The sequence below is a fragment of the Micromonospora sp. NPDC004540 genome (assembly GCF_040610095.1).
GTDB lineage: Bacteria > Actinomycetota > Actinomycetes > Mycobacteriales > Micromonosporaceae > Micromonospora.
Genome location: NZ_JBEXLR010000113.1, coordinates 1 through 19,402, shown reverse-complemented (window position 1 = coordinate 19,402; position 19,402 = coordinate 1). Strand labels below are relative to the sequence as shown.

Here is a 19,402-nt window from a genome sequence, read left to right as displayed (position 1 = left end):
TCTGGCCCTGATCATCGGCAACGCCACCAGCTTCGTGGCATGCGCCGCCATCATCACCCGACTGCCATCACTGCCGCCCATTCCAGCGCCCCACGGCTGCTGCGCGCCATCGCCGGCACCGAGATCCGGCCCGGCCGCAGCGACCTCGGCGTCCTCGTCGACATGCTCAACCGCCCGCCGCGCCGCCGGGGCGTGGCGGTGGTGATCTCCGACTTCCTCGCGCCGCCGGAGCAGTGGGGCCGGCCGATCCGTAAGCTGCGGGTCCGGCACGACGTGCTGGCCATCGAGGTGGTCGACCCGCGCGAGCTGGAACTGCCCGACGTGGGGGTGCTGCCGGTGGTCGACCCGGAGACGGGGGAGCTGCACGAGGTGCAGACCGCCGACCCGGGCCTGCGCCGCCGGTACGCCGATTCGGCGGCCGCCCAGCGCGCGGCGATCGCCGCCGAGCTGCGCACCGCCGGCGCGGCCCACCTGCGACTGCGTACCGACCGAGACTGGCTGCTGGACATGGTGCGTTTCGTGGCCGCGCAGCGGCACGCCCGTACCCGAGGGACGACCCGATGATCCGTTTTCTGCAACCGTGGTGGCTGCTGGCCGTGCTGCCGGTGCTCGCCCTCGCCGCCGCGTACGTCTGGCGGCAGCTGCACCGCCGGCAGTACGCCATGCGGTTCACCAACGTGGACCTGCTGCGCACCCTGGCGCCCAAGGGGTTGGGCTGGCGGCGGCACGCGGCGGCTACCGCCTTCCTGCTCTGCCTGCTGGTGCTCGCCACCGGGCTGGCCCGGCCGGCGATCGACACCAAGGAGCCGCTCGAACGGGCGACCGTGATGCTCGCCATCGACGTGTCGCTGTCCATGCAGGCCGACGACGTGGCGCCGAACCGGCTGGAGGCCGCGCAGGAGGCGGCCAAGCAGTTCGTCGGCGAACTGCCGGAGAGCTACAACCTGGGCCTGGTCTCGTTCGCCAAGTCGGCGAACGTGCTGGTGCCGCCGACGAAGGACCGGGGCGCCGTGACCACGGCCATCGACGGGCTGGTGCTGGCCGAGGCGACCGCCACCGGCGAGGCGGTCTTCACCTGCCTGGAGGCGATCCGCTCGGTGCCGGCGGACGGGGCGGCCGGCATCCCGCCAGCGCGGATCGTGCTGCTCTCCGACGGCTACCGCACCTCGGGCCGGTCGGTGGAGGAGGCGGCCGCGGCGGCGCAGGCGGCCAACGTGCCGGTCTCCACCATCGCGTTCGGCACCGACTCGGGCCAGGTGGACATCGGCGGTCAGCTCCAGCGGGTGCCGGTGGACCGGATGGCGCTGTCGCAGCTCGCGGAGACGACCCAGGGCTACTTCTACGAGGCGGCCTCGGTCAGCGAGCTGAAGCAGGTCTACCAGGACATGGGCAGCTCGATCGGGTTCCGGACCGAGCCGCGGGAGATCACCCAGTGGTACGCGGGCATCGCGCTGCTCCTCGCGCTCTGCGCGGGGGCGCTGAGCCTGCTCTGGTCGTCCCGCCTGATCTGAGGCGGGACGGCCGGGCCCGGCCGGTGGTGGTCAGTGACCGCCGCCGGCCAGGACGAACAGGACGGCCACCCAGACGGCGGCGAGGGTGAAGCCCAGCGGGGCGACGTAACGGCTCATGGGACTGCTCCGTGGCGACGGACGGTCCGGGCGGGGCGGACCGCGGGGGTGGATCAGGACGTACGCACACGAAGTCGTGACCGGGGTGCTCCGCCCGGACCGCGCAGCACGGTCGCCCCGGCGGAGGGCCGAGGAGAGCGGGGCGCGGTGCGGCGGGCGGGAAGCGGGGTCAGCCGCGCCGGCTGAGTCGTGGCTCAGCGGGGCTGACGGTCGGCCCGGCCACGACTGGGAGGATCGCTATCTCGCACAGCGATCACCTCCTGCGGTCGGCGGGGCTCGACGGCGGGCGATCCACTGCCCGCAAACGCTGATCATCGTACACCCGGCGCACCCGCGGCACGCACTCGGCCGACCGGTCCACCCGGCCCGTCCGACCGGGCCGCCGGGCAGGCCGCCGACCTGGCACGGGTTAGCGCTTACCCCTCGGTAACCCCTAGGCTCCGACCGATTGGGAGATCAGCTGAGCAAGAGGGGGAACCGTGACCCGTACCGTGCTGGTGACCGGCGGAAACCGGGGGATCGGCCTGGCCATCGCGCAGGCCTTCGCCAAGCAGGGCGACCGGGTGGCGGTGACCCACCGCAGCGGCGAGGCCCCGGCGGGGCTGTTCGGCGTGAAGTGTGACGTGACCGACGCCGAGTCGTTGGACGCCGCGTTCGCCGCGATCGAGGCCGAGCTGGGCCCGGTCGAGGTGCTGGTCGCCAACGCCGGCATCACCGACGACACGCTGCTCCTGCGGATGAGCGAGGAGCAGTTCACCCGGGTGCTCGACACCAACCTCACCGGCGCCTTCCGCTGCGCCAAGCGGGCCTCGACCAAGATGCTCCGCGCCAAGTGGGGCCGGATGATCTTCATCTCCTCGGTGGTCGGCCTCGCCGGCGGCGCCGGCCAGGTCAACTACGCGGCCAGCAAGGCCGGGCTGGTCGGCGTGGCCCGGTCGATCACCCGCGAGCTGGGCAGCCGCAACATCACCGCGAACGTGGTGGCGCCCGGCTTCATCGACACCGACATGACCGCCGTGCTGTCCGAGGAGCGCCGGGCGGAGATCCGCAAGTCGATCCCGGCCGGCCGGATGGCCAGCCCGGACGAGGTCGCCGCCGCGGTCACCTGGCTCGCCTCGGACGCGGCCGCGTACATTTCCGGCGCCGTCATCCCGGTCGACGGCGGCCTGGGCATGGGTCACTGAGAAAGTACGGAGGGAACTGCGAATGTCCGGACTCCTGGCCGGTAAGCGGCTGCTGGTCACCGGCGTCATCACCGACGCCTCGATCGCCTTCTCGGTGGCGAAGCTCGCCCAGGAGAACGGCGCCCAGGTCGTGCTCACCGGCTACGGCCGGCTCTCCCTGGTCGAGCGGATCGCCAAGCGGCTGCCCGAGCCCGCGCCGGTGATCGAGCTGGACGTGACCAACACCGAGCACCTGGCCGGCCTGGCCGACAAGGTGCGCGAGCACGTCGACGGCCTCGACGGGGTGGTGCACTCGATCGGCTTCGCCCCGCAGAGCTGCCTCGGCGGCGGTTTCCTCGACGCACCCTGGGAGGACGTGGCGACCGCGCTCCAGGTCTCCACCTACTCCTACAAGTCGCTGGCCATGGCGGCGCTGCCGCTGATGTCGGCGGGCGGCGCCGTGGTGGGCCTCACCTTCGACGCCACGAAGGCCTGGCCGGTCTACGACTGGATGGGCGTGGCCAAGGCCGGGCTGGAGTCCGCCTCCCGCTACCTGGCGCTGCACCTGGGCAAGCAGGGCATCCGCAGCAACCTGGTCGCCGCCGGGCCGCTGCGCACCATCGCCGCCAAGTCCATCCCCGGCTTCGAGCAGTTCGAGGACGCCTGGGCCGAGCGCGCCCCGCTCGGCTGGGACCTGACCGACCAGGAGCCGGCCGCCCGGGCCTGCCTGGCGCTGCTCTCCGACTGGTTCCCGGCCACCACGGGCGAGATCGTCCACGTCGACGGCGGCTACCACGCGATCGGCGCCTGAGACCGGCGCGAAACCCGCACGTCACGGGGTGGTCGCCGGACCGGCACGGCCGTCGGGGGAGAATGGGACCATGGCGTACGACGCGTTGGTGCTGGTCTCCTTCGGCGGCCCCGAGCGGCCCGAGGACGTGCTGCCCTTCCTGCAGAACGTGACCCGGGGGCGGGGCGTGCCGCCGGAGCGGCTCGCCGAGGTCGTCGAGCACTACCTGCACTTCGGCGGGGTGTCCCCGATCAACCAGCAGTGCCGTGACCTGCTCGCGGCGATCCGGCAGGATTTCGCCGCCAACGGTGTCGACCTGCCGGTCTACTGGGGCAACCGCAACTGGGACCCGATGCTGGCCGACACGGTGGCGCAGATGCGCGACGACGGCATCCAGCGGGCCCTCGCCTTCGTCACCAGCGCCTACGGCGGCTACTCGTCCTGCCGGCAATACCAGGAGGACATCGCCGCGGCCCGCGCCGCCGTCGGCCCGGACGCCCCGCTGATCGAGAAGCTGCGCCAGTTCTGGGACCATCCGGGCTTCGTCGAGCCGCACGCCGACGCGGTCCGGGCCGCGCTGGCGCAGCTCGACCCGGCCCGGCGGGACACCACCCGGCTGGTGTTCACCGCCCACTCGGTGCCGGTGTCGGCGGCGGCGACCGCCGGCCCGCACGGCGGCCGGTACACCGCCCAGCTCGAAGAGACCGCCCGGCTGGTGCACGCCGCCGCCGCGCCGGACCTGCCCTACGACCTGGTCTGGCAGAGCCGGTCCGGGCCGCCGCAGGTGCCGTGGCTGGAGCCGGACGTCAACGACCACCTGGCCGCGCTCGCCGGCGAGGGCGTGACCGGCGTGGTGGTCAGCCCGATCGGGTTCGTCTCCGACCACCTGGAGGTGGTCTGGGACCTGGACACCGAGGCCCTCGACACGGCCAAGCAGCTCGGCCTGGACTTCGTCCGCGCCGCCACCCCCGGCACCGACCCGCGGTTCGTGGCGATGGTCCGCGAGTTGGTGCTGGAGCGGAGCGCGCCGGACGGCGAGCGACACTTCCGCCGCCTCGGCGAGCTGCCCACCTGGGACACCTGCCCGGCGCTGTGCTGTGTGCCCCCGGCCCGCCGTCCCTGACCCCGACCACCTTCGACACCCCGTGGGGACGACAGATGCATGACCGCAAGCCGGTGCAGAGCTGGCTCACCGACATGGACGGCGTGCTGGTGCACGAGGGCCAGCCGGTGCCCGGCGCGCCCGAGTTCATCAAGAGGCTGCGCGCCTCCGGCAAGCCGTTCCTGGTGCTCACCAACAACTCGATCTACACGCCGCGCGACCTGCAGGCCCGGCTGGCCCGGATGGGGCTGGACGTGCCGGAGGAGGCGATCTGGTCGTCCGCGCTGGCCACCGCCCAGTTCCTGGCCGACCAGCGGCCGGGCGGCACCGCGTACGTGATCGGCGAGGCCGGCCTCACCACGGCGCTGCACGCGGTGGGCTACGTGCTCAGCGACTTCGCCCCCGACTACGTGGTGCTGGGGGAGACCCGCACCTACAGCTTCGAGGCGATCACCAAGGCGATCCGGCTGATCAACGACGGGGCGCGCTTCATCTGCACCAACCCCGACGCCACCGGCCCGTCGGTGGAGGGCGCGCTGCCGGCCGCCGGCTCGGTGGCCGCCATGATCTCCAAGGCGACCGGGGTGGAGCCCTACTTCGTCGGCAAGCCGAACCCGATGATGATGCGCTCGGCGTTGAACACCATCGACGCGCACTCCGAGTCCACCGCGATGATCGGCGACCGGATGGACACCGACATCCTCTGCGGCCTGGAGGCGGGGCTGGAGACGATCCTGGTGCTCACCGGGATCAGCAGCCGGGCCGAGGCCGAGCGCTACCCCTACCGGCCGTCCCGGATCGTCGACTCGGTGGCCGACCTGATCGACGAGGTCTGAGCCTCGGCTCAGGGGCGCAGCGGGGCGTTGCAGGCGGCCACCAGGGCCTGCCGGCAGGCGGTGGTCAACGGCCGCAGCGCCGCGTCCCGCTGCTGCGCCTCGAAGGTGTTCACCGCCCCGCCCGGGGCGCTCTCCCCGGCCAGGGCGAGCACCCGGTCCAGCACGGCCGCGCGGGCGAACAGCCGGCGCGACCGCGGGTCGAAGCCGGGCGGCAGGTCGGTCCCGCCGTCCGGGCGGCGCAGCGCGGCGAGCGCGCCGGCCAGCTCGGGGCGCCACTGGGCCACGTCGAGCCGGGTCAGCGCGGCGGTCGTCTCGGCCAGCGCGGCGGCCAGCTCGGCCTCGGCCTCGGCCGCGCCGGGCGCGATCAGCGACGCCTTCGGCGCGTCGGCCGGCAGCGGGTAGACCCGCCAGAGCACGGTCTCCCAGGTCATCCCCGAGCCCGAGGTGTGGGTGCGCACCTCCGGGACGAAGCCGAGGCCGCTGGCCACCACGGCCTCGCCGGCCAGCAGCGCCGCCCCGGCGAAGTCGCCCGGGCCGGGCAGCCCGCGCGGATCGCCCGGGGCGGGCAGCACCAGCCGGATCTCGTCCGGCGAGAGCTTGGCCAGGGTGGGCAGCGCCTCCCGCAGGGACACGTCGGTCCAGGTGCCGGGGGCATCGGCGACCAGGTGCTCCTCGTCGCCGGCGATCTCGTCGGCGACCTCGTCGAACGGCACCAGGCCGGCACGCCAGGCGCGTACCCAGGCGACGAAGCGGCTCGACCGGCGCGGAGCCAGCGTGGCCGCGCCCGTTGCGGGGGAGGACATGCCGAAAGGGTACGTGCTCGCCGCCGTCGCTGTCTCGGCTGCCGCTCCGGCGGCGTGACCTGCCCCCAACTACCCCCTTCGCCCCTTTCTGTGCCGCCGGTGGGGCGCCTGGTCGGGGCGGGGCCGGGCGACGCGCCGGGCCGGTGGCTAGCGTGATCCACATGGCGGGGCGATACGACGGCGACGTGCTGGCGGGCGACTGGCGGCGGCGGAAGGTGATCCCGGAGGTCGACGCCGAACCCGACCTCGTGGTCGAGGACGCCGACTCCGGGTTCTGCGGCGCGGTGGTCGGCTTCGAGGCCGGCGCGGTGGTGCTGGAGGACCGGCACGGCCGGCGGCGCAACTTCCCGCTGCTGCCCGCCGCGTTCCTGCTCGACGGCCGGCCGGTCACCCTGCGCCGCCCGGCCCGCGCCCCGGTGCCGGCCGCGCGGCGGCGCACCGCGTCCGGCTCGATCGCGGTCGACAACGTCCGGGCGCAGGTCGCCAAGGCCAGCCGGATCTGGGTCGAGGGCGTGCACGACGCGGCCCTGGTCGAGCGGATCTGGGGCGACGACCTGCGGATCGAGGGCGTGGTGGTCGAACCCCTCGACGGCATCGACGACCTCGCCGCCGAGGTCCGCGCCTTCGACCCCGGCCCGGGCCGCCGGCTCGGCGTGCTGGTCGACCACCTGGTGCCCGGCTCCAAGGAGAGCCGGATCGTGGCGCAGGTCAGCTCGCCGCACGTGCTGGTCACCGGGCATCCGTACGTCGACGTGTGGCAGGCGGTGAAGCCGCGGGCGCTGGGCATCCCGGCCTGGCCGGTGGTGCCGCCGGGGCGGCCCTGGAAGGAGGGTGTCTGCGCGGCCCTCGGGGTGGCGGAGCCGGCGGACATGTGGCGGCACATCCTGTCCCGGGTGGACAGTTTCGCCGATGTGGAGACGCCGCTGATCAACGCTGTGGAGCGGTTGATCGACTTCGTCACTGCACCTTGAGTTGGTGGTTGCGGTCCAGGGCCGGGGCGACCGTGCCCGGCTCCGGGCGGTCAGGCTTGATCCCTCCGCCGGGCACGGCCGCCCCGGCCCCGTCGTGTGCCGGCTGCGCGGGTCGGTTCCGGCGGTCGATCGGTGTGGGGACCTTGCGGGTGCTACGAACTTGATGACGTGGACGGATCGCGTGGCGATCCACTCGCGTCATCAAGTTCGTAGTGGCTGGAACAGGTCAGGGGCGATCCACCTGGGTCATCAAGTTACTAGCGGCGGCACGGCTCGGGGGCGATCCATCTGCGTCGTCAAGTTCGTAGCGGGTGGATCGGAACTGGTCGGCCCGGCGGGGTGGGGTCAGGGTTCCTGGTCGGGGGTTCTGGTGAAGACGAAGGTGGCGATGTCGAGGGCCACCGGGTTGTTGTTGTCGTCGCGGATGACGGTGAGGAGTTCCCCGTCCTGGGAGCCGGAGCGGCCGCGCCAGCGGTCGGGGGCCTCGGGGGTGAAGCGGAGCAGCGGGCTACCGACGGGGCCGCCCACCAGGTCGCCCTTCGGGTCCACGCGGAACTCGTACTCGATGCCCATCCACCACCAGCGGCCGGTCAGTTCGGCCAGGTCGGCGGGCGGCGCGTCGGCCGGGCGCCAGGGGGCGGGCGCGGCCGGCTCGGCGTCCAGCACCAGGGTGAGGATCTCGCGGGCCAGGCCGACGACGTGGTGGCCGGCGCGCAGCCCGTACGAGTTGGCGAAGTCGACCACGGCGGTGCGGGTGGGGCGGTGCACGGCCAGGCCGGCCACGTACCCGGGCATCGAGCCGCCGTGGCCCACGTACACCCGGTCGCCGACCCGGTAGAGCTCCACGCCGAGGCCGTGCCCGCCGGTCCAGGCGTCCGGGTCGCTGATCACCACGGGCGCGCACATCTCGGTGAGCGTCGCCGGGGCGAGCAGGTCCGGAGCCGGGTCGGCCAGGAAGGCCGCCCAGCGGGCCAGGTCCTCGACGGTCGACCAGAGCTGGCCGGCCGGCGCCATCGCCCCGGTGTCGGTGCGCGGCTCCTCGCGCAGCGTCTCGTGCCAGGGGTGCACCACGTAGCCGCGGGCGTACGGCTCGGTGGGGTGGTAGGTGGTGCGGCGCATGCCCAGCGGTTCGAGCAGCCGCTCGCGGAGCAGGTCGGCCCAGGGGGTGCCGGTGATCCGCTCCAGCACCCCGCCGAGCAGCCCGTACGCCAGGTTCGAGTAGTGGTAGACGTGGTGCGGCGGGTGGGCGATCTTCGCCGGGGTGAGCCCGGCGACGAGGGTCGCCAGGTCCGCGCCGGCGGCCCGCTCCCACCACTGCCCGTCCGGCTCCCGTTGCAGGCCGCTGGCGTGCCCGAGGAGCTGGCGCAGGGTGAGCGCGCCGACCGGGGTGCCGGGCAGGTGCTTGTCCAGCGGGTCGTCCAGGGCCAGCCGGCCGGCGTCGCGCTGCTGCATCACCAGCACGGCGGTCATGGTCTTGCTGATCGAGCCGATCCGGTACTGGAGGTCCGCGTCGGGGCGGGGCTGCTCGCCGGCGAGCGCGACGTGCGCCAGGTCGCCGTCCCGGACCACGCCGAGGGCGAGGGAGGGGCCGCGTCCCTCCGCCTGGGCCCGGGCGACCAACAGGTCCACCTGTCGGGCGGTCTCGGGCAGCAGGGCCATGGGTCCTCCTCGGCTCGTCGGCGCGGTGCCGAGCTTAGGTGATCATTTCGGGTCGGTGCGGCGTGCGTCGGCGTGTCACGATCTAAGGGTGGACGCCGTGTTCTGGATCGTGCTGGGTGTGGTGCTGGCGGTCGCCGAGATCTTCACGACGACGCTGTTCCTGATCATGTTCGCGGCTGGGGCGTTCGCCGCCGCCGGGGCCGCCGCGCTCGGCGCCCCGGTCGCGCTCCAGGCGCTGGTCTTCGCGGTGGTCTCCGCGCTGTCGGTGGCCCTGGTCCGGCCGGTCATCAAGCGGCACGCCATGCCGGCCCTGGAGAGCGGCGACCAGCCGTTCGGGATCGAGGCGCTCGAGGGGTCCAGCGCGGTGGTGCTCGAGCCGGTGGACGCCGAACGGGGCCTTGTCAAGATCGACGGTGAGCTGTGGACGGCCCGGTCGTACGACGCGACGCGCAGCTACGCGGTGGGCGAGCGGGTGCAGGTGATAAAGGTCCGGGGCGCGACCGCCCTGGTCTGGCAGGACGAGATTTCCAGCCCGGGCGGACTGCCCGAAGCGAAAAGGTGAACGGTATGGAGTTTGCAGCGATCCTGTTGATCGCCGTCGCCGTGATCGTCGTGGTGACGCTGGTGAAGGCGGTGCGGATCGTGCCGCAGCAGCGCCAGGACGTGGTGGAACGGCTGGGCAAGTACAAGCGGACCTTGAGCCCGGGGCTGAACCTGCTGGTGCCGTACATCGACGCGGTGCGGACCAAGGTCGACATGCGGGAGCAGGTGGTCAGCTTCCCGCCGCAGCCGGTGATCACCTCGGACAACCTCGTGGTCTCGATCGACACGGTGCTCTACTTCAAGGTGGTCGACTCGGTCCGCGCCACCTACGAGATCTCCAACTTCCTCCAGGCCATCGAGCAGCTCACCGTCACGACGCTGCGGAACGTGATCGGCTCGCTCGACCTGGAGCGGGCGCTGACCAGCCGCGAGGAGATCAACCGGCACCTCTCCGGGGTGCTGGACGAGACCACCGGCCGCTGGGGCATCAAGGTGACCCGGGTCGAGATCAAGGCGATCGAGCCGCCGCCGAGCATCCGCGACTCGATGGAGAAGCAGATGCGCGCCGAGCGGGACCGCCGCGCCGCGATCCTCAACGCCGAGGGTCTCAAGCAGTCGCAGATCCTCACCGCCGAGGGTGAGAAGCAGGCCGCCGTGCTGCGCGCCGACGGTGACCGGCAGGCCCGCATCCTGCAGGCGGAGGGTCAGGCCAAGGCGATCCGCACGGTCTTCGACGCGATCCACCAGGCCAACCCGAGCCAGAAGGTGCTCGCCTACCAATACCTCCAGGCGCTGCCGCAGATCGCCAACGGCTCGGCCAACAAGGTCTGGATCGTCCCGGCCGAGCTGACCAAGGCCCTCGAGGGCATGGGCGGCGCGCTGGGCGGCCTGGCCGGCATGGTCGGCGACGTGCCGTCGCCGGAGGCCAGCAGGGGCGCGGGCGAGGTGGAGCGGGAGGCCGCCGAGGCCGCGCACGCCGCCGCCACCGCGGCCCAGGAGATCCACGACGAGGTACGCGTCGCCGAGGCGCAGGCCACCGGCGGCAACGCCCCGCAGGGGCTGCCGGCGCCCGAGCCGGTCGCCCCGGAGAGCCTGCTCAACGACCCGTCGGACCAGCGCGAACGGGGCTGAACGGGGCCGCCGCCGGCAAATCCGAGAATCCCTCATACGGCGCCCCGGTGCCTGCCACCATCGGTCTGAGGACAGGTGGTGACCAGGACCGGGGCGCCGTTTGCGCGCCCTGCGCGGAGCGAGGTGACGCATGAAGGATCCGGCGAACCGGCTGTTTTCCACGACCCCGGTCCCCGGCGCGCACGACCCGGCGGGGCCGCTCGGCACCCGGCGTACCGGGGGCGGGTTCGGGGTGCTGCCGTTCGTCTCCGAGCCAGGGCCGGCCGCCCCGGCCACCGACGCGAGCTGGGCCTGGTCGATCCGCCGGTTCGCCCGCGCGGCGGTCTGGCTGCTGCCCGCGTACGCGGTCCTCTACGGCCTCGTGGCGCTGGCCAGCGACGGCGGGGTGGGCAACGACCCCTACCCGGCCGACGGCCAGCAGGCCTACCTGATCGGCTGGGTGGCCGCGGTCTGGCTCGGGCTGCTCGCCCTGCTGGCGCTCGCCGGCCTGCTCGCCGCCACCCGGTGCCGGCGGGTCGCCCTCGTCGGGCTGCTGGCCAGCATCGGGGGGATGGTGCTGATGCTGCCCTTCGCCGGGCTGGCCGAGCAGGCGCCGGTCTTCGGCACCACGGCGCGCTCCCTCGTCCTGGTCGGCGCCACGTTCTACAGCCTGGGCTGGCTCCTGACCGGCTGGTCGGTCGCCCGGTCCGGGATGTTCTCCTACGGCGACGGGACCATGCTGATGATCGCCGCCCCGCTGCTCGGCCTGGGCGGCGCGCTGATCGGCTCGCTGCAGACCTTCGGCGCGATCTTCGTGCTGATCGCCGGCATCGGCATCGGCTACCGCTCCGGGCGCCTCGTCCCCGCCACGATCGCCCGCGACACCGTCGCGGCCAGCGTCACCGCCACCCCGGCTCCACCCCCCAACGGCCCGCTCGCCGCCGGCTGACCGGTTCCACCCGGTTCCGCGGGCCCGCCGGAGCTGAGAGGTCGCCGTGAGGTAACTGACAGTTGCCTGGCGGGGTGGCCGGTTGGCGGCATTCGCGGCAATCCTGGAGTCCATGCCGTCTCCCCGGTCGCCACTGTCGCGGCTCTTCACCGTGCTGCTCGCCGGCGTCCTCGCCGGGCTCGTCCTCGCGGTCGCCGCGATCCCCACCGGCCTGCTCGGCGGGCTCGCGGCCAAGGCCGGCCTGGGCGCGTACGCGGAGCTGCCCGACGCGCTGCGTACCCCCGCGCAGCCGCAGCGCTCCTACCTCTACGCGAACGACGGCAAGACCCTGATCACCACGTTCTACGACGTCAACCGCACCGATGTGCCGCTGGCCGAGATCGCCCCGGTGATGCGGCAGGCGATCGTCGCGGCCGAGGACCGCCGCTTCTACTCGCACGGCGGCGCCGACCTGCGGGGCATCGCCCGCGCCCTGGTCGCCAACGTCAAGGGCGGCGGCACCGAGCAGGGCGGCTCCACGCTGACCATGCAGTACGTCCGCAACGTGCTCAAGACCGACCCGACCCGCACCGCCGAGGAGCGGCAGGCCGCCACCGAGCAGACCGTCGGGCGCAAGCTCCAGGAGATCCGGTACGCGACCGCGCTGGAGAAGACGCTCAGCAAGGACGAGATCCTCAACCGCTACCTCAACATCGCGTACTTCGGCTCCGGCGCGTACGGCGTCGCCGCGGCCAGCCAGCGCTACTTCGGCAAGGCCCCGGCGAACCTGACCCTGGGCGAGGCGGCGCTGCTCGCCGGCCTGGTCCAGTCGCCCGACGAGTACAGCCCGATCGACGGCGACAAGGACCAGGCGCTCGCCCGCCGCGGGTACGTGCTCAACTCGATGGCCGAGACCGGCGCGATCACCGCCCAGCAGGCGGCCGCGGCCAAGGCGGAGACGCTCACCCTGCACCCGACCGCCCAGCCCAACGGCTGCACCGCGACCGCCGCGGGCCACGACGACTGGGGCTTCTTCTGCGACTACCTGCGCCAGTGGTGGCTCGCCCAGCCGGCCTTCGGCGACACCGTCAAGGAGCGCGAGCAGGCGCTGCGCCGGGGCGGCTACACCGTGGTCACCACGCTCGACCCGAAGATCCAGCAGACCGCGCAGAAGCAGGCCACCGCCGTCTACGGCTACGGCAACAAGCGCGCCCTGCCGATCGCCGCGGTCGAGCCGGGCACCGGCCGGGTGCTCGCCATGGCGGTCAACCGGCACTACAGCCTGGCCGACAACCCGGCGGGGCAGGCCAACCACCCGAACACCGTCAACCCGCTGATCTCCGGGGGCGCCAGCGTCGACGGCTACCAGGCCGGTTCGACGTTCAAGCTGTTCACCATGCTCGCCGCGCTGGAGGCCGGCAAGCCGCTCGCCACCGGTTTCGACGCCCCCGCCAAGCTGCCCACCCGGTACGGCTCCGACGCCGAGGGCAACTGCGACGGCAAGTGGTGCCCGGCCAACGCCAACCCGGAGTGGATGGACGGCTACCGGATGATGTGGGACGGCTTCGGCCGCTCCGTGAACACCTACTTCGTCTGGCTGGCCGAGCAGGTCGGCGAGGACAAGGTGGTGGAGATGGCGCAGCGCCTCGGCATCACCTTCCGGGCCGACTCCGACGCCGCCTTCGCCAGGGACGACGCGGAGAACTGGGGTGCGTTCACCCTCGGCGTGGCCGCCACCACCCCGCTCGACCTGGCCAACGCGTACGCCACCGTGGCCGCCGAGGGCACCTACTGCTCGCCGCTGCCGGTGGTCTCGGTGACCGCGGCCAACGGCGAGAAGGTCGACGTCGGCCAGCCCTCCTGCAAGAACGTGCTGGACGCCGACGTGGCCCGGGCGGCCACCGACGCGGCCCGCTGCCCGGTCGGCCAGCAGTCGGCGTACGGGCAGTGCAACGGCGGCACCGCCACCTCGGTCGACCGGATCGTCGGCCGCCCGGTGGCCGGCAAGACCGGTAGCTCCGAGCAGAACGCCACCGAGACCTTCGTCGGGTTCACCCCGCAGGTTGCCGTGGCCGGCATCGCGGCCAACCCCGACGACTCGACCGACCTGGTCGGCTCGGCGGTGCAGGCCAGGGTGATCGACGCGGTTGCCCGGACGATCAGGACGGCGGTGGACGGCAAGCCGGTGAAGGACTTCACCGCACCGAGCCGCGAGCTGGCCGGCGACCCGCAGCGCCCGAAGCCGCGTCCCACCCCCACCCCGCAGCCCGACCGGCGCCAGCAGCAGGAGCGGGACAACCTCCCCTCGGACCTGCTCCGCTGGCTCCAGGGCCGCGGCCGCGGCTGACCTCCTGCGGTGTCACCCCGCCACCAGGGGTGACACCACCCGGTCCAGCGCCGTGGCCACCTCGTCGGGGTCGGCGTCGCCGTCGAGCACCACGAACGTCGTGAACTCGGGCAGCGCCCGGTAGGCGACGTCCAGCGCACGCAGGTGCGCCAGCTCCTCGGTGTCGATGCCCCGGGCGGCCACCCGCCGCTGCGCCACCTCGGGGGAGGTGGCCAGGAAGAGGACCACGGTGGGGCGGGGGAAGACCGCGTAGGCGGCCCGGACCGCGCGCCGCCCCCGGTCGCCGCGGGCGGCCATGATCACGTCCTGGCACCAGGTCCACCGGTCCGACACCGCGGTGCGTCCGGTCAGCCGCGCCACCAGCACGGTGCGCGCCATCGCCAGCGCGCGGACCGTCGCCTCCAGCGCCGGATAGAGGGTACGGCCGAACAGCGCCACCCCGTCCGGCCGGCCGAGCGCCCGGGCCAGCCGGTTCCACAGCGGCCGGCCACCGGCGTTCTCGAAGTAGGTCGCCGGGATCCCGCGGGCCGTCAGCCGGCGGGCGAGCGCCCTGGCCTGGGTGCTCTTGCCGGAGCCGTCGACACCGACCAGGGCGATCATCACGGGGCGGGCCACGGATCCGGACGTTAGTCGGCCCGGGCAAATCTCCCGGCAGAAAATCCGCGCCGGCTGTCGGATCCGGTCGACCGGCTCCGACCCACCGGTGAGCGCGCCCCGCCCGGGGCGCCACCGGAAGCGGAGGCGACATCATGCGCAAGCTCGTCCACTGGGTGCACCAGTCGGTCGACGGCTTCATCGAGGGGCCGAACGGGGAGTTCGACTGGCCGACCATGGGGCCGGACCTGTCCGCGTACTCCTTCGAGCTGACCGACCGGGCCGACGCCTTCCTCTACGGCGGCAAGGTGTGGGGGTTGATGTCCTGGTACTGGCCCAGGGTGGAGCAGATCTCCCAGGACCCGCACGACCTGCGGTTCGCCCCGATCTGGGCCCGCACCCCGAAGATCGTCATCTCCCGCACCCTGGAGACCGCCGAGTACGGCGCCCGGGTGATCGGCCGCGACCTGGCCGCCGAGATCGCCGAGCTGAAGGCGCAGCCGGGTGGGGACCTGCTGCTCACCGGCGGCTCCGGCGCGGCCGCGGCGCTGACCGAGCTGGGGCTGGTCGACGAGTACCAGGTGGTGGTGCACCCGGTCGTGCTGGGCGGCGGCACCCCGGTCTTCCCCGGCAAGGACCGCCTCGACCTGCGGCTCACCGGAACCCGGGGCTTCGACGGGCGGTCGGTGCTGCTCCGCTACGAGCGGGCCTGACCGGGCTACCGTCCGCGGCGGCGGGGCCGGTAGGTGGCGACGACCGCGGGCAGCCCGCGCCGGAGGATCTCCGTCCGGGGTCCGCGCTCATCGTGGTGATCCCTTCGTCGCTGTCCGCTTTCCCGGGCTCCGTTCCCCTGCCCGGGCGGCGGAAACCCGGGCCGCGCCGGGCCGACCGGACGGACCAGGCAGAATCGTCCGGTGCCCGTCCACGAGATCACCGACCCCGACGACGACCGGATCGCCGACTACCGCGCGCTGACCGACGTGGAGCTGCGGACCCGCTGGGAGCCTCCGCACGGGCTGTTCATCGCCGAGGGGGAGCTGGTGCTGCGGCGGGCGCTGCGGGCCGGCTACCCGGCCCGGTCGTACCTGGTCGACGCCAAGCGGGTGGACCAGCTCGCCGACCTCGACACCGGCGAGACCCCCGTCTACGCGGCCACCCCGGACGTGCTCCAGCGGGCCACCGGCTTCCACGTGCACCGGGGCGTGCTCGCCTCGTTCCGCCGCAAGCCGCTGCCGTCCGCCGCCGAGGTGCTGGCCACCGCCCGCCGGGTGGTGATCCTGGAGGACGTCAACAACCACACCAACCTGGGCGCGATCTTCCGGGCCGTGGCGGCGCTCGGGGTGGACGCCGTGCTGCTCTCGCCGACCTGCGCCGATCCGCTCTACCGGCGCAGCGTCCGGGTCAGCATGGGCGAGGTCTTCGCCATCCCGTACGGGAAGCTGGAGCCCTGGCCGGACGCGCTCGGCGAGGTCCGGGCGGCGGGCTTCACGGTGCTGGCCATGACACCCGCGCCGGACGCGGTGCCGATCCAGCGGCTGGACGCCGGCCAGCGGGCCCGCGCGGCCCTGCTCATGGGCGCCGAGGGCGCCGGCCTGACCCGGGCCGCGATGGACGCCAGCGACGTCCGGGTGGTGATCCCGATGCGGCGCGGGGTGGACTCGCTCAACGTCGCCGCCGCCACCGCGGTCGCCTGCTGGGAGCTGGGCCGCGACGACCCGCTGTTCGGCAGCGGGTAGCTCTGCGGCCGGTGTTGTTTGCATGACCATGCGACATGGCGCATAATCTTCCTTGTGTCCAAGGTTCTCACCTCCCTGCCCGCCGGCGAACGTGTCGGCATCGCCTTCTCCGGCGGCCTCGACACCTCGGTCGCGGTCGCGTGGATGCGCGACAAGGGCGCCGTCCCCTGCGCCTACACCGCCGACATCGGCCAGTACGACGAGCCCGACATCGCCTCGGTGCCCGGTCGGGCGCTCAGCTACGGCGCCGAGGTCGCCCGACTGGTCGACTGCCGCGCCGCCCTGGTCGAGGAGGGCCTGGCGGCGTTGACCTGCGGGGCCTTCCACATCCGCTCGGGCGGGCGGGCGTACTTCAACACCACCCCGCTGGGCCGGGCCGTGACCGGGACCCTGCTGGTGCGGGCGATGATCTCCGACGACGTCCAGATCTGGGGCGACGGCTCGACCTTCAAGGGCAACGACATCGAGCGGTTCTACCGGTACGGCCTGCTGGCCAACCCGCAGCTGCGCATCTACAAGCCGTGGCTCGACACCGACTTCGTCACCGAACTGGGTGGGCGTAAGGAGATGTCGGAGTGGCTGCTCGCACGCGCCCTGCCATACCGGGACAGCACCGAGAAGGCATACTCCACCGACGCCAACATCTGGGGCGCCACGCACGAGGCGAAGACCCTCGAGCACCTCGACACCGGCATCGAGACGGTCAATCCGATCATGGGAGTCCGGTTCTGGGACCCCTTGGTGGAGATCCCGACCGAGGACGTCACGATCGGCTTCGACCAGGGTCGCCCGGTGACGATCAACGGTAAGGAGTTCGGCAGCCCTGTCGACCTGGTGCTGGAGGCCAACGCCATCGGCGGCCGGCACGGCCTGGGCATGTCGGACCAGATCGAGAATCGGATCATCGAGGCCAAGAGCCGGGGCATCTACGAGGCGCCTGGCATGGCGCTGCTGCATGCCGCGTACGAACGGCTGGTCAACGCCATCCACAACGAGGACACCCTGGCGAACTACCACAACGAGGGCCGCCGCCTCGGTCGGCTGATGTACGAGGGGCGATGGCTGGACCCGCAGGCGCTGATGCTGCGCGAGTCGTTGCAGCGCTGGGTCGGCACGGCGGTCACCGGCGAGGTGACGTTGCGGCTGCGCCGGGGCGAGGACTACTCGATCCTGGACACCACCGGCCCGGCGTTCAGCTACCACCCTGACAAGCTGTCGATGGAGCGTACCGAGGACTCGGCGTTCGGCCCGTCGGACCGGATCGGCCAGCTCACCATGCGGAACCTGGACATCGCCGACTCGCGGGCGAAGCTGGAGCAGTATGCAACCCTCGGCATGGTAGGCGGCGCGACCCCCCAGCGGATGGTCGGCGCCGCGCAGGCAGCCTCGACCGGTCTCATCGGTGCGATGCCAGAGGGCGGCGCGGAAGCCATCGCCTCCCGGGGCGTCTCCTCCGCCGACGACGAGGCACTCGACCGCGCCGCGATGGAGTTCGGCGTCGACTGAGCGACGCCTCGGGAAGGGATCAGTAGCGCTGCAGGGTTCGAAAGTGGCGTGCCGGGAGCTGGGCCGCGACGACCCGCTGGGACGCCGGGGGCGGCCTGGGCGGGCGCACGCTCGGAATCGGCGGTGACGCAGGGTAGCGTGTCGCCCGTGTTCCCTACCGTCCGTGAGGTGCTCGCCCTGGTGCCGGTGCGCCACGGCGCCCCGCGCCTCGTCGCGGGGGACGCGGGCCTGGACCGGCCGGTGCGGTGGGTGCACGTGGCCGAGGTGCCCGACATCGCCACCCTGCTCGGCGGGGGCGAGCTGGTGCTCACCACCGGCATCGGGCTGCCCGCCGACGACGCCGGCCTGCGCGCGTTCATCGGCGACCTGGCCGACGTCGGGGTCTCCGGGCTGGTGGTGGAGCTGGGCCGCCGCTACGTCAGCGGGGTGCCCCGGGTCATGGCGGCCGCCGCCGAGCGCCGCGGGCTGCCCCTGGTCGAGCTGCGCCGGGCCACCCCCTTCGTGCGGATCACCGAGGCGGTGCACGCGCTGATCGTGGACGCCCAGCTCACCGAGCTGCGCGCCACCGAGGAGATCCACCAGCGGTTCACCGAACTCTCCGTGGAGGGCGCTGAGCCGGCCGAGGTGGTCCGGCAGGCGGCCGAGCTGGCCGGCTGCCCGGTGGTGCTGGAGAACCTGTCCCGGCAGGTGCTCGCGTACGACCCGGCGGGGGAGAGCGCCGAGCTGCTGCTGGACGGCTGGGAGCAGCACTCCCGGCGGATCCGGCCGGCCGGGCGGACCGCGTACGACCTGGACAGCGGCTGGCTGGTGACCACCGTCGGCGCGCGCGGCCAGGACTGGGGGCGGCTGCTGCTGCGCTGGCCGGCCGGCACCGAGCTGACCACCGGCGGTCCCGACCGCACGCCGGCCGCTCAGGAGGATCGGCCGGTGCCCGACGACGCGGCCCCGGCCACCACGGCCGCCGCCGGCGGGGTGACCGGCGGCCCGTCCGACGGGTACGACGGCGGGGCGGCCGACGCCGGCACCCCCACACCGGTCGACGCCGCGACGCCGACGGGCGCGACCCCGCCCACCCGGCTGACCATCCTGATCGAGCGGGCCGCCTCCACCCTCGCCCTCGGCCGGCTGATCCGGCGCGACGCCGAGGGGCTGGAACGGCAGATCCACCGCACCCTGCTCACCGCCCTGATCGACCACTCCCGCCCGGTGGACGAGGTGGCGCTGCGCGCCAAGGCCCTCGGTGTGACCCTGGACCGCCGGCACCTCGTCGGCGTGGTGGTCCGGCACCGGGCCGACGATCCGGCCGAGGGCGGCGGGCCGGGCCCCGACGCCGGCCCGGAGGCCGGCCCGGCCCGGCTGCGCGACCTCGCCGAGGCGGTCGGCCAGGCGTTGCGGGATGCCAAGCTCACCGCGCTGACCAGCGCCGTCGATGACCAGGCGGTCGGGGCGCTGCTCGCGCTGCCCGATCCGGCCGCCGAGGAGAAGGCGCTCGCCGCGTTCGCCGCCGCGCTGCGCCGGGTACGCCTCGACGCCGACCCGGCCCGCCCTCCGGCGCCGCGCCCCGCCCGTCCCGTCGACCCGGCCGCCCGTACCGTGGCGGTCGGCGCGCTGCGGGCCGCGGATCCGGCGGCCCGGTCGGCCGAGCACGAGACCGACTGGCGGCACGGCTACCTCGGCCATTTCCGC

17 protein-coding genes and 1 pseudogene are annotated in these 19,402 nt (G+C 73.6%); 15 read left to right on the top strand and 3 right to left on the bottom strand.

From position 1 onward, the window contains the following. From ABZV78_RS27475 to ABZV78_RS27450, 6 genes and pseudogenes are all read left to right on the top strand, one after another. A pseudogene (locus ABZV78_RS27475) lies at positions 1 to 564 on the top strand (hypothetical protein); the annotation flags it as partial. Further along, the gene (locus ABZV78_RS27470; RefSeq protein WP_091320905.1) at positions 561 to 1,511 is read left to right on the top strand and encodes a VWA domain-containing protein; all 951 of its coding nucleotides are present in this window, start codon (positions 561 to 563) and stop codon (positions 1,509 to 1,511) included. The pseudogene ABZV78_RS27475 and the gene ABZV78_RS27470, both read left to right, overlap by 4 nt. Positions 1,512 to 2,107: 596 nt before the next feature. Then, positions 2,108 to 2,812 carry a beta-ketoacyl-ACP reductase gene (locus ABZV78_RS27465; RefSeq protein WP_355643110.1) on the top strand — a complete coding sequence of 235 codons (705 nt, stop codon included), beginning with the start codon at positions 2,108 to 2,110 and terminating at the stop codon, positions 2,810 to 2,812. Between the two features lie 22 nt (positions 2,813 to 2,834). Then, positions 2,835 to 3,602 carry an enoyl-ACP reductase FabI gene (fabI, locus tag ABZV78_RS27460; RefSeq protein ID WP_355643108.1) on the top strand — a complete coding sequence of 256 codons (768 nt, stop codon included), beginning with the start codon at positions 2,835 to 2,837 and terminating at the stop codon, positions 3,600 to 3,602. Between the two features lie 70 nt (positions 3,603 to 3,672). Further along, positions 3,673 to 4,704 (top strand): ferrochelatase, encoded by a 1,032-nt coding sequence (locus tag ABZV78_RS27455; RefSeq protein ID WP_355643106.1) that lies wholly within the window; start codon positions 3,673 to 3,675, stop codon positions 4,702 to 4,704. Continuing rightward, complete coding sequence (locus ABZV78_RS27450) at positions 4,653 to 5,519, top strand: HAD-IIA family hydrolase (protein WP_355643112.1); 867 nt, start codon at positions 4,653 to 4,655, stop codon at positions 5,517 to 5,519. The genes ABZV78_RS27455 and ABZV78_RS27450 overlap by 52 nt, the downstream gene beginning before the upstream one ends. Positions 5,520 to 5,527: 8 nt before the next feature. Here the strand turns inward: ABZV78_RS27450 and ABZV78_RS27445 are convergent, their stop codons facing one another. After that, positions 5,528 to 6,322: a hypothetical protein gene (locus ABZV78_RS27445; RefSeq protein WP_355643104.1), complete on the bottom strand. Its 795-nt coding sequence runs from the start codon at positions 6,320 to 6,322 to the stop codon at positions 5,528 to 5,530. 161 nt (positions 6,323 to 6,483) lie between these two features. Between ABZV78_RS27445 and ABZV78_RS27440 the strand changes: the two genes are divergently transcribed. Continuing rightward, the gene (locus ABZV78_RS27440; RefSeq protein ID WP_355643102.1) at positions 6,484 to 7,293 is read left to right on the top strand and encodes a DUF3097 domain-containing protein; all 810 of its coding nucleotides are present in this window, start codon (positions 6,484 to 6,486) and stop codon (positions 7,291 to 7,293) included. A gap of 345 nt (positions 7,294 to 7,638) precedes the next feature. Here the strand turns inward: ABZV78_RS27440 and ABZV78_RS27435 are convergent, their stop codons facing one another. Beyond that, positions 7,639 to 8,952 carry a serine hydrolase domain-containing protein gene (locus ABZV78_RS27435; protein WP_355643100.1) on the bottom strand — a complete coding sequence of 438 codons (1,314 nt, stop codon included), beginning with the start codon at positions 8,950 to 8,952 and terminating at the stop codon, positions 7,639 to 7,641. A gap of 88 nt (positions 8,953 to 9,040) precedes the next feature. Between ABZV78_RS27435 and ABZV78_RS27430 the strand changes: the two genes are divergently transcribed. From ABZV78_RS27430 to ABZV78_RS27415, 4 genes are all read left to right on the top strand, one after another. Continuing rightward, positions 9,041 to 9,514, top strand: coding sequence for an NfeD family protein (locus ABZV78_RS27430; protein WP_355643099.1), 474 nt, complete (start codon positions 9,041 to 9,043; stop codon positions 9,512 to 9,514). A gap of 5 nt (positions 9,515 to 9,519) precedes the next feature. After that, a complete protein-coding gene (locus tag ABZV78_RS27425; RefSeq protein WP_355643097.1) occupies positions 9,520 to 10,626 on the top strand; it encodes an SPFH domain-containing protein in 1,107 nt (368 codons plus the stop codon). Between the two features lie 130 nt (positions 10,627 to 10,756). Further along, a complete protein-coding gene (locus ABZV78_RS27420) occupies positions 10,757 to 11,554 on the top strand; it encodes a hypothetical protein (protein ID WP_355643095.1) in 798 nt (265 codons plus the stop codon). A 112-nt stretch (positions 11,555 to 11,666) separates the two neighbouring features. Then, entirely contained in the window at positions 11,667 to 13,880 is a 2,214-nt protein-coding gene (locus ABZV78_RS27415) for a transglycosylase domain-containing protein (RefSeq protein WP_355643093.1), read from the top strand. A 12-nt stretch (positions 13,881 to 13,892) separates the two neighbouring features. On the opposite strand, the gene ABZV78_RS27410 is transcribed toward ABZV78_RS27415, so the two are convergent. Beyond that, complete coding sequence (locus ABZV78_RS27410) at positions 13,893 to 14,495, bottom strand: dTMP kinase (protein ID WP_355643091.1); 603 nt, start codon at positions 14,493 to 14,495, stop codon at positions 13,893 to 13,895. Between the two features lie 134 nt (positions 14,496 to 14,629). Here ABZV78_RS27410 and ABZV78_RS27405 point away from each other — a divergent pair, with 134 nt between their 5' ends. The 4 genes from ABZV78_RS27405 to ABZV78_RS27390 form a co-directional block, all read left to right on the top strand. Further along, positions 14,630 to 15,187 (top strand): dihydrofolate reductase family protein, encoded by a 558-nt coding sequence (locus ABZV78_RS27405; protein ID WP_355643089.1) that lies wholly within the window; start codon positions 14,630 to 14,632, stop codon positions 15,185 to 15,187. A 201-nt stretch (positions 15,188 to 15,388) separates the two neighbouring features. After that, entirely contained in the window at positions 15,389 to 16,210 is an 822-nt protein-coding gene (locus ABZV78_RS27400) for an RNA methyltransferase (protein ID WP_355643088.1), read from the top strand. Positions 16,211 to 16,264: 54 nt separating this feature from the next. Further along, the gene (argG, locus tag ABZV78_RS27395; protein WP_355643086.1) at positions 16,265 to 17,716 is read left to right on the top strand and encodes an argininosuccinate synthase; all 1,452 of its coding nucleotides are present in this window, start codon (positions 16,265 to 16,267) and stop codon (positions 17,714 to 17,716) included. A gap of 123 nt (positions 17,717 to 17,839) precedes the next feature. Next, positions 17,840 to 19,402, top strand: a 1,563-nt coding sequence (locus ABZV78_RS27390) for a PucR family transcriptional regulator ligand-binding domain-containing protein (RefSeq protein ID WP_355643084.1), incomplete at its 3' end; no start/stop codon positions are given.